The sequence below is a fragment of the Streptomyces sp. NRRL F-5650 genome (assembly GCF_000721365.1).
Taxonomy (GTDB): Bacteria; Actinomycetota; Actinomycetes; order Streptomycetales; family Streptomycetaceae; genus Streptomyces; species Streptomyces ardesiacus.
Map to the genome: position 1 here is coordinate 106,283 of NZ_JOGV01000008.1, position 16,457 is coordinate 122,739.

Sequence of the window (16,457 nt, forward strand, 5' to 3'; positions counted from 1 at the left end):
GCGGGTACGCGCGACAGCGCCCCGCCGATCCGACCGGGCCCCGGAACCTCTGCGCCGGTTCCGGGGCCCCGCGCTGTACCCGGGCCCCCGCCCCCTCAGTCGTCCTGCGTCTGCTCCTCGGTCCGCTCGGCCTCGGCGGCCTCGGCCTGCTTGGCCTTCGCGTCGATCGCGGCGAGCGACTTGCGGACCTGGTTGCGGTCCGTGGTGAACCAGAAATCGGGCAGGGACGCCTTCAGATAGCTCCCGTACCGGGCCGTCGCCAGCCGCTGGTCCAGTACGGCGACCACCCCGCGGTCGCCGGACGCCCGGACGAGCCGGCCCGCGCCCTGCGCCATCAGCAGCGCGGCGTGCGTCGCGGCGACCGCCATGAAACCGTTGCCCCCGGCCTCCTCCACCGCCTTCTGGCGGGCGCTCATGAGTGGATCGTCGGGACGCGGGAACGGGATCTTGTCCATGACGACGAGCTGGCAGCTCGGCCCGGGGACGTCGACGCCCTGCCACAGCGACAGGGTGCCGAAGAGGCAGGTCCGCGGATCGGCGGCGAAGTTCTTGATCAGCTCGCCCAGGGTCTCCTCGCCCTGGAGGAGGATCGGGTACTCCGGGATGCGCGAGCGCAGCTCCTCGGCGGCCATCTGGGCCGCGCGCATCGAGGAGAACAGCCCCAGCGTGCGGCCTCCCGCCGCCTGGATCAGCTCGGTCAGCTCGTCGAGCATGTCGCCGCGGTCGCCGTCCCGGGCGGGTCGGGCCAGGTGTTTGGCGACGTAGAGGATGCCCTGCTTGCGGTAGTCGAAGGGGGAACCGACGTCGACGCCCTTCCACTGGGGCACGTCGTCGCCCTCGGTGCCCTCGGGGGCGAGGCCCAGCGAGGCCCCGACGCCGTTGAAGTCGCCGCCGAGCTTGAGCGTCGCGGAGGTCAGGACCACCGAGCGGTCGGTGAAGAGCTTCTCCCGCAGCAGCCCCGAGACGGACATCGGAGCGACACGCAGTGAGGCTCCGAACCGGTCGTGGCGCTCGTACCAGACGACGTCCCACTCGGAGCCGTTCGTGATCCGCTCCGCCACGTCGTGCACGGACTCCACGGAGGCCAGCGCCTGCTTGCGGACCGCGTCCTCGTCCTGCACGGACTTGTCCCGGGTGCTGCCGATGGCCGAGATGACCGTACGGCAGGCGTCCCGCAGCGCCATCAGGGCGTAGCCCAGGTCCTCGGGGATCTCCTCGAGGCGGCCCGGGAGCGCCAGCTCCATCAGCCGCTCGAAGCCCTCGGCGGCGGTCTGGAGCTGGTCGGCGGCCTTCTCGTTGACCAGCTTCGCGGCTCGGCGCACCGCCCGGTTGACCTGGCCGGGGGTCAGCTCGCCGGTGGCGACGCCGGTGACCCGGGAGACCAGCTCGTGCGCCTCGTCGACGATCAGCACCTCGTGCTGCGGCAGGACGGGCGCGCCCTCGATGGCGTCGATCGCGAGCAGGGCGTGGTTGGTGACGACGACCTCGGAGAGCTTGGCGCGCTCGCGGGCCGTCTCGGCGAAGCACTCGGCGCCGTAGGCACACTTCGAGGCGCCCAGGCACTCCCGGGAGGAGACCGAGACCTGGGACCAGGCGCGGTCGGAGACACCCGGGGTGAGGTCGTCGCGGTCACCGGTCTCCGTCTCGCCGGCCCAGTCGCGCATCCGCAGCAGGTCCTGGCCCAGCCTGCTGGTGGGGGCGGCGGCCTCGAACTGGTCGAAGAGGCCCTCCTCCTCGTCCTGCGGGACGCCCTCGTGCAGCCGGTGCAGGCACAGGTAGTTCGACCTGCCCTTGAGCATCGCGAACTCCGGGCGGCGACGCAGCTTGGGGTGGAGCGCGTCGACCGTGCGGGGCAGATCCCGCTCGACGAGCTGGCGCTGCAGGGCCAGGGTCGCCGTGGCCACGACCACCCGCTCCCCGTGCGCCAGCGCGGGCACCAGGTAGCCGAGCGACTTTCCGGTGCCGGTGCCGGCCTGGACCAGCAGATGGGAGCCGCTGTCGATGGCTTCCTCGACGGCTTCGGCCATGGCCACCTGGCCGGGACGCTCCGTGCCGCCGACGGCGGCGACGGCGGCGTGCAGGAGTTCGGGGAGTGAGGGCTTCGTCATAGCGCGACCACCCTACGGCCCGGCACTGACAATCGGGGCGGCGAGGCGGCCGGCCGGGACGGAAATGGCGTGCCGGGACGCGGGAACGACGGCGTGCGGGACCGCTTGGACGGCGGGGATTGCGGCGGCACGGGGCACCGCGGTGACGGGCGGGACACGGGGGCCTCCTGGACGGGCTGCCTGCGGGCGTGGCGGGAGACGGCGAGGTGCGCCGCGCGTCACGGGGACTGCGGGCCCGTCCGTTCGCGGACCATGAGGGCGGCCCGCTTGCCCGGCAGGTCCACCTCGGCCGCCGGCCGGAACCCGGCGCCCAGGAACGCCGCGACGGACGCCCGGTTGCGGACGTCCGGTTCGGCGAGCACGCGCGTGCAGGCGGGGCGGTGCGCGAGGACGAGGCCGGCGACGGCCCTGATCAGCTCGGTGCCCCTGCCCCGGCCGCGGTCGGCGTCGTCGCCGATCAGCAGGTGGAGGCCGGTGTCGTGCGGGCGGACCGGGCAGTACCGGGCCAGCGGGTCGAGATCCGCCCGGTAGATCTCCCAGTAGCTCATCGGCACCCCGTCCAGCGTTCCGACGCACGGGACGCTGCGTCCGTCCCCGGTCACCTGGGCGCGCAGGTGCTCGGCGGTCACGCTGCGCGGTCCGGCCAGTTCCCAGTACGCGGCGACGGCGGGGTCGTTCATCCAGCGGGAGACGAGCGCGGCGTCCCGTTCGACGTCGGCGGGCACCAGGTGGAACACGCCGACGGGGGTGGTGACCGGCCCCCAGTCGGCGAGGCCGTCGAGGAGGTCGGCGCGCGCATGTGCCCCGGCCGCGTTCGCGCGGTCGTCGCCCGCGCCCCCGAGGAGCGCGAGGAACTCGTCCGGCAGGTGCAGGTCCAGGGTGTCGTCCGCGCTCGCGTCGGTGGGGTTCACGGGGTCACTCCTTCGGAAGAGCAGGCGCGCAGGGGATTGGCGACGGTGACGTAGACGGACTGGGTGTCCACCGGGCCGACGAGTTCGTCGAGGCCGTGCACCCGGGTGAGCAGGTTGGCCTTGCAGCGCAGGACCGGCGAGTCGAGGAGGCGGGCGGGCAGCGGACCTCCCAGGGGGGCCGGGCCGGCGGCCAGCCCGGCCAGGAAGCGGCGGAAGGCGGCCAGCAGTGTTCCCTCGTCGGCGAGCCCCTGGGAGCCGAAGGCGCCGACGAGTCCGAACACGTTGTTGACGGCGAGGTAGTAGGCGAAACGCTCGTCGGTGACGTCGTCGGCCACGAAGGTGTCGCTGTGTTCGCCGATGCCGGGCAGCCGGGCCTCCAGTTCCGCGCGGCGGGACTCGCGGAAGTAGTAACCCTGGTTGTCGCGGTAGCGGCCGCCCGAGGGCCAGCCCTCCGCGTCCAGCAGGACCAGGGTGTTCTGCTGGTGCGCCTCCAGCGCGATCCCCGTGTGGGCGTCCAGCCACAGGACGGGACGGACGACGTGGTGGAGGTAGCGCAGGAACCACTCGACGGCGACGGCTCCGCGCGGCCGGCCGGTCCGTGCGGCGAGCCGCGTGACGCACTCGGCCAGCCGGGAGCGCGCGGCCGTCCCGTCCGCCGTCCGGGCGTGCGGCCGGACCGCGGCGAGGGAGGCCACGCAGGAGACGTCGTCGGAGGGCCGGAAGGGGTTGTGCCGGACGACGACGTCGAGCCCTCGCACCGGCATGCCGTCCGCTGCGTCGACGGCGAGCCAGGCCGGGTCGCGGACGACGTCGAAGCCCGGGTGGGCCGCCTTCCACTGGCGGGACAGTCCGCGGCGCAGCAGCCGGTGCACCTCGACACCGCGGTGGAGTTCCTTGCGGAGGTTCTCCCGCCGGGAGTTGGTGATGTGCAGGGCCAGCGAGAGCTTGAGCATGGCGGGGGCGCCCGTGCGGTGGACGGTGCGCACGGAGGAGGTGGGGTGCCACGCCGTGCCGTGGGCGCCGAGGTCCCTGACCAGGCCGGCGTCCAGCAGCGCGGTCACCTCCGGCCGGTGCAGCACCGCGCGGAACTGCCAGGGGTGCAGGGGCAGCAGGGCGTAGCCTTCCGGCGGTGCCGGGCCGTCCGCGGCGAGGCGCGCGGTGAGCCGGGGGGCCGGAACCGGGCGGCCGCGTTCCGTCCAGGCCGAGTCGGTCGACAGTGCGCGGGGGTCGACGGCCAGCCAGTGCAGGGGGAAGGAACCGCGCAGCTCCGGGGAGTACCGGCGGGCTTCCGCCTCGGTGAGCCCCGCGCGGCTCTTGGGGGTGGGGTGCAGCGGGTGCCCGAGGACGAGCGCCTGTTCGGCGGCGAGGAAGAGGTCGGTTCCGCCGGGGTCCTGCGCGCCGCGGCGCCGGGCTCCTGGTCCGTCCGGGGGCGGTTCCGCGCGTTCCCGGAGGAACACGGCGGTGCGCCGGACGGAGTCGGCGACGCGCGCCACGAGGTCGGGACCCTCGGGCCCGGCGGCGCCGGCCGTCTCGCGTACGAGCAGCGCGGCGAGGGTGACCGCGTCCACGGGCGGCGCGGAGGCGGGCGCACCGGCCAGGCGCGGGGGGCCGAAGCGGTGCAGACCGGTCGGGGACCAGTAGCGGACCGGAACGGTCAGGGCGGTGCCGCAGGCCGGGAGCGGCACCCGGAGGAGGCCGTCGCCGGGGGCGGGCGCGCCGGTCTCGCGGGCCCAGCAGCGGATCAGGTTCTCCGTGGCCGCGGCATCGGCGGCGGCGTGCGGATCGAGGTGGTCGAGCGGGTCCGCCGGGGACGCCGTGGCCTGGGCCGGCACCGGCAGGGCCTCGGCGGCGGCCGGGGGCGCCGGGTCAACGGGGCCCCCGGGGGCGGGGGCGACCGCGGGGGCCGGTCCGGAGGCGGAGTGGGGGTGCAACGCGGGTCCTCCTGGCGTGCTGTGTCCGGGCGGTGGGTGTCATCGCGGGCCGCGCCCGGCGCGTATCGCGGTCGCGGCGCCGCAGCGGTGACGGTCCACGGCCCGCACGGCGTCGGCGAGCCGGTCCAGGACGGCCGACATCTGCTCCTCGGTGACGATGAGCGGCGGCAGCAGGCGTACGACGTTCGCGCCCGGCCCCGTGACGTCCACGATCAGCCCCCGGCGCAGACACTCCCGGCGGACGGCGGCGGCGAGCTGCGCGGGCGTGCCGGGCGTGCCGTCCGGTGACACCAACTCGATGCCGGCCATCAGACCCCGCCCGCGTACGTCACCGAGGCACGCGGACTCGGCGGCCAGGGCGCGCAGTCGGCCCAGCATCCGGCCGCCCAGTGCGGCGGCGTGCTCGGCGAGGCGGTGCTCGCGGACGTGGGCGAGGGTGGCGGCGCCCGCGGCCAGGGCGAGTTGGTTGCCCCGGAAGGCGCCGGCGCCGGTCCCTTCGGCGGGCGCGGTGACCGGACGGTCCGCGGTGGCGCCCAGGTCTTCGTGGTGGACCACCGCGGCCAGCGGCAGGCTGCCGCCGATCGCCTTGGCGAGGATCAGCACGTCGGGCGTGACCCCGCTGTGCTCGAACGCCCAGTAGGCGCCGGTCCGGCCGACGCCCGTCTCCCTCTCGTCGACGACGAGCGCGACGGCCTGTTCGGCGGTGCGGGCGCACAGACGCCGTACCAGGGCGTCCGCGGCGGGGAACACCCCGGCCTCGCTCCGGACCGGCTCCAGGAGGAGTCCCGCGGGCGGCTCCTGGCCGGCCTCTCCGTCGTGGGGGAACGGCCGGTCGGGGAACCGTTCGTCGGGGAACGGCTCGCCGGGGACGGAGATCACACGGGAGCGTCCGGTGGCGGCGCGCACCAGCGAGACGGCACAGGCGACCGGATCGGTTCCGGTGGGGCCGCAGAACCGCACGCGCGCGTGACCGGCGAGTCCGGGCGGCAGGGTGCGCAGCAGTTCGGTGACGAAGGCGTCCTCGACCGGGGTGGTGAGGTCCATGACGTGCAGGGGGGCACCGGAATCGAGCACCGCGCGGATCGCCTCCAGGACGACGGGGTGGTTGTGTCCCAGGGCCAGGGTTCCCCCGCCGGAGACGCAGTCCAGGTAGCGGCGGCCGTCGGCGCCCTCGATGGTGAGCCCCCGCGCGCGGACCGGTACGACCGGGAGAGCACGCGCGTGCGTCCGCGCGGGCCCGCCGCCCGCGGGCTTCCCCACCACGACCGGCCCCGCGTCCCCGCCTCCGGCCGCCCGGCTCCCGCCAGGGGTTCCCGCCACGTCTCGTCGACCTCCCGCTGTCCGGACGCGGCGGCGTGCCGGGCACTCCCGGGCCCGGGGGACCGCGTCCGGACAGCGGGCCCCCCACCGCTACCAACCGCGGACCGCTCACGGGGTTACGGCCCGCCCGAAGATCGTTGCCGCGTGGGGGACTTGGCGGCCCGCGGCGGCGGCGCGGCCGGGTCTCCCGGCCGCGCGGACGCCGCGTGCCAGGTCAGGCGGCTGTGTCCGAACCGTTGCCGTTCCGTCGGAACTCCCCCACAGCCACCGCATAGTGTGTGGTGCCGTTCCCGGTCCCCGTCGCTCGGCGGCGGACCGCGGGACCACGTTCGTTCACAGCAGGGGGAGTCAACACCATGCGATCCATACGGCCGTCGTTCACCACGCGCGGGCGCAGACACGGGCGGCGTGGAGCCCCCTCCACGGCCGCGGCCGTCGCGCTCGTCTCGGCGCTAGCGCTCACCGCCACCGCGTGCGAGGACGGCGACCCCGAGGCCGGCGGCGACGCCTCGGCCTCCGCCACCGCCGCCGCCGACGACGGCAAGGGCGGCATCCGGATCCCGGACCACATCAAGGACAAGCTCAAAGAGCACGGGATCGACGTCGACGACTGGAAGAACGGCGCCTGGAAGAACTGGAACAAGGACGACTGGCTGCGCGAGGCGCAGGACTTCGTCAACCCGATCATCGAGGGCCTGTGGGACCCGGACCGGATGCGGGACGCCGAGGAGCCGGACCAGGAGGTCGACGACAACGACATCTCCGGTGACCAGGGCGTCACCGACCCGGAGCCCGCCCCCGTCGAGGCGGAGGCCGTGCCGGCCAAGTACCACGACAACGCGGCCACGGCCGGCAAGCTCCTCTTCGACTCGCCCAAGGGCTCGATGGTGTGCTCGGCGACCGTGGTGAAGGACCCGGCCCACCCGGGCAAGTCCAACATGGTCTGGACGGCCGGTCACTGCGTGCACGCCGGCAAGAGCGGCGGCTGGTACCGCAACATCGCCTTCGTCCCGTCGTACAACGACGCCGACATGTCGGTCGCCGAGCTGCAGAACGCCACCAAGGAGGAGCTCGCTCCCTACGGTGTCTGGTGGGGCGACTGGGCGCAGACCTCGGACCAGTGGATCGAGCAGGGCGGTGCGACCGGCGGTGAGGGTGCCCCGTACGACTTCGCCGTGATCCACGTGACGCCGGAGAAGGGCAGCGGCGGCAAGTCGCTGGAGGAGACGGTCGGCGACGCGCTGCCGGTGGACTTCGACGCGCCCGCCGTGCCCGAGGTCGAGAGCATGAAGGCGATCGGCTACCCGGCCGCGCCGCCGTACGACGGCCAGAAGCTGTACCAGTGCCAGGACAAGCCCGGACGGCTGTCGCTCAACGCCTCCGACCCGACGATGTACCGCATCGGCTGCACCATGACCGGCGGTTCGTCCGGCGGCGGCTGGGTCGCCGCGGGCTCCGACGGCAAGCCCGCGCTGGTCTCCAACACCTCGATCGGCCCGGTGACGGCCGGCTGGCTGGCCGGCCCGCGCCTCGGCAAGGAGGCCAAGGGCGTGTTCGAAGCGGTGAGCGGCAAGTTCGCCGGCCAGTGAGCAGGTCCCGCCCGAGCTGAACCGGCAGGACGGCGGGGGTGCCGTGCCGAGGCCGGCACCCCGCCGCGCTCGCGCTCCAGGACAGACAACCATGCACACACACGTTTCAACGGGGGTCCTCGCACCATGATTTCCACACGTACGTCCGCCGCGCCACGGCGCGGCCGGCGCACCGCACTCACCGCCGCCGGCCTGGTCGCCGCGCTGGCGCTCACCGCGACGGCCTGCGGCGGGTCGGAGGAGGACAAGGCGGACGCCAAGCCCGCCGCCGACGCCTCCCGGGCCGCCGGCACCGGCGACGCGGGCGGCGAGGGCGGTCTGCCGGCCGGTCTCGCGGACAGGCTCAAGAAGCACGGCATCGACGTCGACCAGTGGAAGGACGGCGGCTGGAAGAACTGGGACAAGGACAAGTGGCTCAGTGAGGCCAAGGACTTCGTCAACCCCGTGATCGAGGGCCTGTGGCAGCCGGACCGGATGAAGTCCGCGCAGGAGGCCGACAAGACCGTCTCCACCAAGGACGCGTCCGCCGACCAGGGCGCCACCGACCCGGAGCCGGCGCCCGTCGAGGCCGTGGCCGAGAAGAAGCCGTACCACGACAACGCCGCTCCGGTGGGCAAGGTCTTCTTCGACTCCCCCGAGGGCTCGATGGTCTGCTCGGGCACGGTGGTCAAGGACGTGAACCACCCCGGCAAGTCGAACCTGGTGTGGACGGCGGGCCACTGCGTGCACGCGGGCGGCAGCGGCGGCTGGTACCGCAACATCGCCTTCGTCCCGTCGTACAACGACTACGGCAAGTCCGAGACGGAGCTGGCGAACGCGACGGCCACCGAGATGGCTCCGTACGGCACCTGGTGGGCCGACTGGGCCGCGACCTCGGACCAGTGGATCCAGGGAGGCTCGCAGAGCGGCGGCGACGGGGCCGCGTACGACTACTCGGTGCTGCACGTGAAGCCCGAGCAGGGCAGCAAGTCGCTGGAGGAGACGGTCGGCGCCGCGCTGGAGGTGGACTTCTCCGCCCCTTCGGCGACGGAGGTGTCCAGCATGGGGGCCTGGGGCTACCCGGCGGCACCGCCGTACAACGGCCTGGAGATGTTCAAGTGCGTCGACCGGCCGGGACGGCTGTCGCTGAGCCCGTCGCTGCCGACGATGTACCGCATCGGCTGCACCATGACCGGCGGTTCGTCCGGCGGCGGCTGGTTCCGGGTGGTGGACGGGGAGACCAAGCTGGTCTCGAACACCTCGATCGGCCCGGTGACGACCGGCTGGCTGGCGGGCCCGCAGCTCGGCCGGTCGGCCGAGGCGATGTACCAGAACATGAGCAGGACCTACGGCGGTCAGTGAGCCGCACGTGAGGACCGGGGCCCGCCTCCTGCCGCGGCAGGGGGCGGGCCCCGGTCGTCGTCCGCCTGGAGGACGGACGTGTGTGTCTCAGGCGAGCGCTGCAGGGACGTACGGCGTCAGCTCCGCCGCCAGCTCCTCGTGCACCCGGACCTTGAGCAGGGTGCCCTCCGGGGTGTGCTCCTCGGAGATCACCTCGCCCTCGTCGTGGGCGCGGGCGACCAGCTTGCCGTGGGTGTACGGCACGAGCGCCTCGATCTCGACCGAGGGACGCGGCAGCTCGTTGTCGATCAGGGCGAGCAGCTCGTCGATGTTCTGACCGGTGCGCGCCGAGACCGCGATGGCCCGCTTCTCGACCCGCAGCAGCCGCTGGAGCACCAGCGGGTCCGCCATGTCGGCCTTGTTGACGACGACGATCTCGGGTACGCCGGTGGCGCCGACGTCCCGGATCACCTCGCGCACGGCGGCAAGCTGCTCCTCCGGGACGGGGTGCGAACCGTCGACCACGTGCAGGATCAGGTCGGAGTCGCCGACCTCCTCCATGGTGGAGCGGAACGCCTCGACCAGGTGGTGCGGCAGGTGCCGGACGAAGCCGACGGTGTCCGCCAGGGTGTACAGGCGGCCGCTCGGCGTCTCCGCGCGGCGCACGGTGGGGTCGAGCGTGGCGAACAGCGCGTTCTCCACCAGCACGCCCGCGCCCGTGAGGCGGTTGAGCAGCGAGGACTTGCCGGCGTTGGTGTAGCCCGCGATGGCGACCGAGGGCACCTTGTGGCGCTTGCGCTCCTGGCGCTTGATCTCGCGGCCGGTCTTCATCTCCGCGATCTCCCGGCGCATCTTCGCCATCTTCTCGCGGATCCGGCGCCGGTCCGTCTCGATCTTGGTCTCACCGGGACCGCGGGTGGCCAGGCCGCCGCCCTTGCCGCCGCCCATCTGCCGGGACAGCGACTGGCCCCAGCCGCGCAGCCTGGGCAGCATGTACTGCATCTGCGCGAGCGCCACCTGCGCCTTGCCCTCGCGGGACTTGGCGTGCTGGGCGAAGATGTCGAGGATCAGGGCCGTGCGGTCGATGACCTTGACCTTGACGACGTCCTCGAGGTGGATCAGCTGGCCCGGGCTCAGCTCACCGTCGCAGATGACGGTGTCCGCGCCCGTTTCGAGGACGACGTCCCGCAGCTCCTGGGCCTTGCCGGAGCCGATGTAGGTGGCGGCGTCGGGCTTGTCGCGGCGCTGGATCACGCCGTCGAGCACGAGGGCGCCCGCGGTCTCGGCGAGGGCGGCGAGCTCCGCGAGGGAGTTCTCCGCGTCCTGCACGGTGCCCGAGGTCCACACGCCGACGAGGACGACCCGCTCCAGGCGGAGCTGGCGGTACTCGACCTCGGTGACGTCCTCGAGCTCGGTGGAAAGGCCCGCCACCCGGCGCAGGGCCGCGCGGTCGGAGCGGTCGAACTGCTCGCCGTCCCACTCCGAATCGATGCCGTGACTCCAGGCGACGTCCTCTTCCATCAGGGCATCGGCCCGAAGGCCCTCGGGGTAGGTCTGCGCGAGACGCTTGGTGTCCTGGGAGGGAGAAGAAGAGGAGGTCATTGGATCCTTACGTAGCTGGGAGTGGGTGGACGCGGCGCACGCACCGCGACATCGGGTACAACGTGCGAACCGCCGGGGAGATTCCCGGGGCCCGTGGCGCGCCGTCCCGAAGATGGTCGCACGGCACGGGCCGTCTCGTCACCGGCTTATTCGCCCCGGGCCTTCCCGGCGGGGTTCTGCTTCCAGTCCGGGTGGCCGGGCATCGGCGGGGTCTTCTCCCCGTAGAGCCAGGCCTGGAAGAAGTCGCCCAGGTCGCGGCCGGAGATCTCGGAGGCGAGCCGGACGAACCCGGCGGTCGTCCCCGTGCCGTCCTGGTTGCGCGCGACCCACGCGCGCTCGACGCGTTCGAAGGCGGGGCGGCCGATCTCCTGGCGCAGGGCGTAGAGCACGAGCGCGGCGCCGTCGTAGACGTTGGAGCGGAAGATGCCGATCTTGCTGCCGTTCTTCGGCGGCTTCGGCGCGGCGGGCGGTCCGCCCGCGGTGCGCCAGCGGTCGGAGGCGCCGTAGGCGGCCTTCATCCGGGCCGCCAGGGGCTTGTCCGCGGTCTCCTCCGCGTACAGCGCCTCGTACCAGGTGGCGTGTCCCTCGTTGAGCCACAGGTCGGACCAGGTGCCCGGGCTGACGCTGTTGCCGAACCACTGGTGGGCCAGCTCGTGGACCATGAGCGACTCGACGTACCACTTCGGGTAGGCGGGCTCGGTGAACAGCTCCCGTTCGAAGAGGGAGAGCGTCTGGGTCTCGAGTTCGAAGCCGGTGGTGGCGTCGGCCATGAGCAGGCCGTAGGTCTCGAAGGGGTAGGGCCCGGCCTTCTCCTCCATCCACGCGATCTGGCCGGGGGTCTTGGCCAGCCACGGTTCGAGCGCCGCGCGGTGCTCGGTCGGCACGACGTCGCGCACGGGCAGTCCGTGGGGTCCCGCGCGGTGCAGCACCGTGGAGCGGCCGATGGACACCTGGGCCAGCTCGGTGGCCATGGGGTGTCCGGTCCGGTAGGTCCAGGTCGTCGATCCGCCGCTGCGGACGGCGCCCGTCGGCAGGCCGTTGGCGACGGCGGTGAGCCCGTCGGGGGCCGTGATGCGGAAGGTGAAACGCGCCTTGTCGGAAGGGTGGTCGTTGCAGGGGAACACCAGGTGGGCGACGTCTGCCTGGTTGGCCATGGCGAGGCCGTCGGCGGTGCGCACCCAGCCTCCCTGCCGGTCGTCGGGGTACACGGGGTCGCTGCTGTGCCGCACGGTGATCCGCGTCCGCTCGCCCGCCTCCAGCCCGTCCTCGGGCGTGACGACGAGGTCCTCGCCGGCGGTGGCGAAGCCGGCGGGCTCGCCGTCGACCTCGACGGAGTCGACCTTCCCGTGCGCGAAGTCGAGGTTGATCCGGTCGAGGTCGGCCGTGGTCCGGGCGTCGATCGTGGTGACGGCCTTCAGCGGCTTGCTGTTGTCCCCGGAGTAGGTGAAGGCCAGGTCGTACGCCGTCACGTCGTAGCCGGGGTTGCCGAGCTGCGGGAAGAGGCGGTCGCCGACGCCCAGCGGGGTGGGCGGCGCGCTCGCGGCGACCAGGCAGACGGAGACGGCGGAGGCGAGCAGCGCCGCGGCCCTGAGCCGGCGCCGGGAGCGTGCGCGGGGTCGCGGAGTCGGGGCGTGAGGGGTGTGCAGCATCCCCCACGGCTATCAGCGCGCGCGTGCCGTACGGCGACGGCGCGCGACCGGAGCACCCGAACGGGTACCGGGGCCCGGTGCCGGATCAGGCGCCGGCGGGCTGCGGCTGGGCCCGGCTGACGTCGTAGACGCCGGCGACGTCGCGCATGGCGCGCATGAGCGCGGGCAGCCGGGCCGCGTCCGGGAGGACGACGGTGTAGCTGTGCCGGACGCGCTGGCGGTCCGGGGGCTCGACGGTCGCGGAGACGATCTCGGCACCTTCGAGGGCCATGGCCTCGGTCAGGTCGGCCAGGAGGTGCGGGCGGCCGAACGATTCGGCGAGCAGGGTGACCCGGCAGCCGGTGCTCTCCCCCCAGCGCACCCCGACCTCCGCCCGGCCGGCGCTCTTCATGCGCGCCACCACGGCGCACTCCGCGCGGTGCACGGTCACCACTCCGCCGCGCACGGCGAAGCCGGTGATCTCGTCCGGCGGTACCGGGGTGCAGCAGCCCGCCAGCCGCACGGTCGCGCCCGGCCGGTCGACGAGAACGTCGGCGGCGGCGGTGCGGGCGGGCGGCGCGTCCGCGGCCGGACGAGGGGCGGCGGGAGGGACGTCGGGCGTGGCGGGGCCGCGGGACGGCTGCGCCGCTTCGGGAGCCGGCTCGGGGTGGGCGGCGAGCCGGCGCTGGATGGCGATCCGCGCGGCGGGCGTGTGGGCGTGCTCCAGCCACTGTTTCGACGGCTCGGAGGCGGGGTCCTGGCCCATCAGGAGCTGCACGGTGTCGCCGTCCCGCAGCACCGTGCTCATGGTCGCCAGCCGGCCGTTGACCCGGGCGCCGATGGTCGCGTGCGCGTCCTCGCCGTACTGGGCGTAGGCGGCGTCGACGCAGGTCGCGCCCTCGGGGAGGCCGAGGGTGCCGCCGTCGGGGCGGAAGACGGTGATCTCGCGGTCCTGGGCGAGGTCCTCGCGCAGGGTGGACCAGAACGTGTCGGGGTCGGGCGCGCCGCGCTGCCAGTCGAGCAGCCGGGAGAGCCAGCCGGGACGCGTGGGGTCGGCGCGCTCGCCGTCGCCCGCGCCCTGTTCCTCGGACGGCTGGGCGTACGGGTTGCCGAGCGCGACCACACCGGCCTCGGCGACCTTGTGCATCTGGTGGGTGCGGATGAGGACCTCGACGACCTGGCCGTCCTCCGCGCGGGCCACGGCCGTGTGCAGCGACTGGTAGAGGTTGAACTTGGGAACGGCGATGAAGTCCTTGAACTCCGAGACGACGGGCGTCATGCAGGTGTGCAGTTCGCCGAGGACGGCGTAGCAGTCGGCGTCCTCCTGGACGAGCACGAGGAGGCGGCCGAAGTCCGCGCCGCGGAGTGTGCCGCGCTTGCGCGAGACGCGGTGCACGGAGACGAAGTGGCGCGGGCGGATGAGGACTTCGGCCTGGATGTCGGCCTCGCGCAGCACACCGCGCACCTCGTCGGCGACCGCCGCGAGCGGGTCGTCCGCACGGGCGGCGTTCTCCTGGACCAGCTCGCGCGTGTGCGCGTACTCCTCGGGGTGCATGACCGCGAAGACGAGGTCCTCCAGCTCGGACTTGAGGGCCTGGACGCCGAGTCGTTCGGCGAGCGGGATGAGGACGTCGCGGGTGACCTTGGCGATGCGTTCCTGCTTCTCGCGGCGCATCACGCCGAGGGTGCGCATGTTGTGCAGCCGGTCGGCGAGTTTGATCGACATCACGCGGACGTCGTTGCCGGTGGCGAGGAGCATCTTGCGGAAGGTCTCGGGCTCGGCGGCGGCGCCGTAGTCGACCTTCTCCAGCTTGGTGACGCCGTCCACGAGGTAGCGGACCTCGGCGCCGAACTGGTCGCCGACCTGGTCGAGCGTCACCTCGGTGTCCTCGACGGTGTCGTGGAGGAGGGAGGCGGTCAGGGTGGTGGTCTCGGCGCCGAGTTCGGCCAGGATCAGGGTGACGGCGAGGGGGTGGGTGATGTACGGCTCGCCGCTCTTGCGCATCTGGCCGCGGTGCGAGGACTCGGCCAGGACGTAGGCGCGGCGCAGCGGGTCGAGGTCGGCGTCGGGGTGGTGGGCGCGGTGCGCCTCGACGACGTGGCCGATGGCGTCGGGCAGGGCGCGGCTGCGGGTGGCGGAGCCGAGCAGGGCGGCGCGGCCCAGCCGGCGCAGGTCGATCCGGGGGCGGGCCTTCCTGCGGGGCGCCGGCGCGGCGGCACCGTCGGCCGCGGGCGGCACGGGGCCCGGGGTCGTTGGATTCACGGCCTCCGCATTCATGGGCACCTCCGGCTGCGCGGACCGGCGGACGGGGAATCCCAGGGCGGACACGGCTCAGGGGATGGTGTCGGTCCCCCGTCCGGGCCGGTGCTTGATGCTATCGAGCCCATCACGTGCGGCTGACCGCCTCTCGCCGAGCGTGAAACGGATCACCCATTCGAGCGATGGTCCGAGGGTTTGGGTTTTCGCACTGAGTGTCATGGGCCGGGCGGTGGTTCACCGCGGTCGTGGTCCGGGGGCGGTGGTTCACCGGGTTCTGGTTCAGGCGAGTACCCCTTCCAGCCAGGCGGAGTCGAACTCGCCCTCCGCGACGATCACGGCGGGCCCCGTCATCTCGATCTCGCCGTCGGGGCGCTCGGTGATCACCAGGGTGCCGCCGGGCACGTCGACGGTGTAGGTGGCCGGGGTGCCGGTGACCGAGGGGTCGACGCCGTCCCGGCGGGCGGTGGCGACGGCGACGGCGCAGGCACCGGTGCCGCAGGAGCGGGTCTCCCCCGAGCCGCGCTCGTGCACGCGCATCGCGACGTGCCCGGGGCCCTGGTCGACCACGAACTCGACGTTGACCCCGTCCGGGTAGGCGCCGGCGGGCTCGAAGGGCGGCGGGGCGTACAGGTCGCCGGCGTGGGCCAGGTCGGCGACGAAGGCGACCGCGTGGGGGTTGCCCATGTTCACGTTCCGCGCGGGCCAGCGGCGCTCCCCCACGCGCACCTCGACCTCGCCCTCGGGAAGCAGGGCGCGGCCCATGCCGACGGTGACGTCGCCCGCGGCGGGGCCGCTGTCGGACGCGACCTTGGCGATGTGCACGCGCTTGACGCCCCCGCGCGTGGCGACGGCGAGGTCGCCCTCGGCGACGTGCCCGGCGCGCTGGAGGTAGCGGGCGAAGACCCGCACGCCGTTGCCGCACATCTCGGCGACCGAGCCGTCGCCGTTGCGGTAGTCCATGAACCATTCGGCCTCGGCGGCCATGCCGCGGGCCTCGGGGTGTGCCGCGGAGCGCACCACGTGGAGCAGTCCGTCCCCGCCGAGACCCGCGCGGCGGTCGCACAGAGCGGCGACGGCGGCCGGGGACAGGTCGAGGGCGTTCTCCGGGTCGGGGACGATCACGAAGTCGTTCTCGGTGCCGTGACCCTTGAGGAAGGCGATCCGCGTGCTCATTCCTCGATCGTACGGGGTGGGCACGGGGTGAGGTCGAGGGGAGCGGGCGGCGGGGTCCGCGTCAGCTTCGCAGGCGGGCGACCCGCCACACGGCAAGGGAGACGACCGCGGCGACCGCCAGGGCGTACACGAGGATCGTGCGCCAGTCGGCACGGCGTTCCGAGTCCCGCTGGGGCAGTCCCGGCCAGGTGTAGCCGACCCGGCGGGCGGCCATCATGCCCCAGCCGGCCGCGCAGGAGCAGATGAGCAGGCCCAGCATCGCGATCACGGCGCCGCTGTCGCCGAAGTCGAAGGCGAGCGGGAAGGCGAACATCAGCGAGCCGAGCACGGCCAGGCACACGATGGGCGCGAGCTGCCAGATCCGCAGCCGGCGCTGGGGCCGCAGCTCGACCTCGACCTCGTCCCCGTACATCTCGTCGGGCCCGGGGCCGTCGGCTGCGACGCCCTCCGGAGAGTCGTCGGGGCCGTCGGGGCTCAGGGCGCCGCCGTCCGGCTCCGGCCCGCCGCGGCGGGCGGTGGTGTGCTCGGTGCTCGGTGCGGTGTCACGAGGGCCGGCCTCCATCGCCACGCGCCCTCCCAACTAGGACTCACTCGGTCGATCGAGCTCGATGATGG

Annotated in this window: 11 protein-coding genes; 2 read left to right on the plus strand and 9 right to left on the minus strand. The window is 73.8% G+C overall.

The genetic code is table 11. The features are described 5' to 3' along the window. Positions 1–95: 95 nt before the first annotated feature. The 4 genes from IG88_RS0110245 to IG88_RS0110260 all read right to left on the minus strand — a co-directional run bounded on the left by IG88_RS0110245 (position 96) and on the right by IG88_RS0110260 (position 6,270). The gene (locus IG88_RS0110245; protein WP_031037810.1) at positions 96–2,108 is read right to left on the minus strand and encodes an ATP-dependent DNA helicase; all 2,013 of its coding nucleotides are present in this window, start codon (positions 2,106–2,108) and stop codon (positions 96–98) included. A 218-nt stretch (positions 2,109–2,326) separates the two neighbouring features. Further along, positions 2,327–3,019 (minus strand): GNAT family N-acetyltransferase, encoded by a 693-nt coding sequence (locus IG88_RS0110250; protein ID WP_031037812.1) that lies wholly within the window; start codon positions 3,017–3,019, stop codon positions 2,327–2,329. After that, positions 3,016–4,950: an IucA/IucC family protein gene (locus IG88_RS0110255; protein ID WP_078861458.1), complete on the minus strand. Its 1,935-nt coding sequence runs from the start codon at positions 4,948–4,950 to the stop codon at positions 3,016–3,018. Before IG88_RS0110255 ends, IG88_RS0110250 begins: the two co-directional genes overlap by 4 nt. A gap of 39 nt (positions 4,951–4,989) precedes the next feature. Continuing rightward, positions 4,990–6,270, minus strand: coding sequence for an aminotransferase class III-fold pyridoxal phosphate-dependent enzyme (locus tag IG88_RS0110260; protein WP_051851866.1), 1,281 nt, complete (start codon positions 6,268–6,270; stop codon positions 4,990–4,992). A 356-nt stretch (positions 6,271–6,626) separates the two neighbouring features. On the opposite strand from IG88_RS0110260, the gene IG88_RS0110265 reads away from it, so the two are divergent. Next, positions 6,627–7,859, plus strand: a complete 1,233-nt coding sequence (locus IG88_RS0110265; RefSeq protein WP_031037821.1) for a trypsin-like serine peptidase — start codon at positions 6,627–6,629, stop codon at positions 7,857–7,859. A gap of 126 nt (positions 7,860–7,985) precedes the next feature. Next, positions 7,986–9,200 carry a trypsin-like serine peptidase gene (locus tag IG88_RS0110270; protein WP_031037825.1) on the plus strand — a complete coding sequence of 405 codons (1,215 nt, stop codon included), beginning with the start codon at positions 7,986–7,988 and terminating at the stop codon, positions 9,198–9,200. Positions 9,201–9,287: 87 nt separating this feature from the next. On the opposite strand, the gene hflX is transcribed toward IG88_RS0110270, so the two are convergent. From hflX to IG88_RS0110295, 5 genes are all read right to left on the minus strand, one after another. After that, complete coding sequence (gene hflX, locus IG88_RS0110275; protein WP_031037828.1) at positions 9,288–10,781, minus strand: GTPase HflX; 1,494 nt, start codon at positions 10,779–10,781, stop codon at positions 9,288–9,290. A gap of 146 nt (positions 10,782–10,927) precedes the next feature. Continuing rightward, positions 10,928–12,430 (minus strand): M1 family metallopeptidase, encoded by a 1,503-nt coding sequence (locus tag IG88_RS0110280; RefSeq protein ID WP_031037831.1) that lies wholly within the window; start codon positions 12,428–12,430, stop codon positions 10,928–10,930. An 85-nt stretch (positions 12,431–12,515) separates the two neighbouring features. After that, positions 12,516–14,687, minus strand: a complete 2,172-nt coding sequence (locus IG88_RS0110285; protein WP_031037834.1) for a RelA/SpoT family protein — start codon at positions 14,685–14,687, stop codon at positions 12,516–12,518. Between the two features lie 261 nt (positions 14,688–14,948). Continuing rightward, on the minus strand, positions 14,949–15,842 hold the full coding sequence (gene dapF, locus IG88_RS0110290) for a diaminopimelate epimerase (protein ID WP_031037837.1): 894 nt from the start codon (positions 15,840–15,842) through the stop codon (positions 14,949–14,951). 61 nt (positions 15,843–15,903) lie between these two features. Next, entirely contained in the window at positions 15,904–16,404 is a 501-nt protein-coding gene (locus IG88_RS0110295) for a membrane protein (RefSeq protein WP_031037841.1), read from the minus strand. Positions 16,405–16,457: the final 53 nt, after the last annotated feature.